The organism is Aeromonas sp. Prich7-2, assembly GCF_017939255.1.
GTDB classification, from domain to species: Bacteria; Pseudomonadota; Gammaproteobacteria; order Enterobacterales; family Aeromonadaceae; genus Aeromonas; species Aeromonas caviae.
In genome coordinates this window covers 1-354 of record NZ_JAGKRI010000238.1, presented here as the reverse complement: position 1 = coordinate 354, position 354 = coordinate 1, and the positions used below count along the sequence as shown (strand labels likewise).

Annotated in this window: 1 rRNA gene; it reads left to right on the top strand. The window is 52.3% G+C overall.

From position 1 onward, the window contains the following. Positions 1-354, top strand: a 23S ribosomal RNA gene (locus J9892_RS21385); the annotation flags it as partial.

The following is a 354-nucleotide window of genomic DNA, read 5'->3' as shown; positions in this document are numbered from 1 at the left end:
ACGGTGCGGAAGCCATTGATGCCCTGCTTCCAGGAAAAGCCTCTAAGCTTCAGATTACAAGTCATCGTACCCCAAACCGACACAGGTGGTCGGGTAGAGAATACCAAGGCGCTTGAGAGAACTCGGGTGAAGGAACTAGGCAAAATAGAACCGTAACTTCGGGAGAAGGTTCGCTCTTGATGGTGAAGTCCCTTGCGGATGGAGCTGTCGGGAGTCGCAGTGACCAGATGGCTGGGACTGTTTATCAAAAACACAGCACTCTGCAAACACGAAAGTGGACGTATAGGGTGTGACACCTGCCCGGTGCCGGAAGGTTAATTGATGGGGTTAGCGCAAGCGAAGCTCTTGATCGAA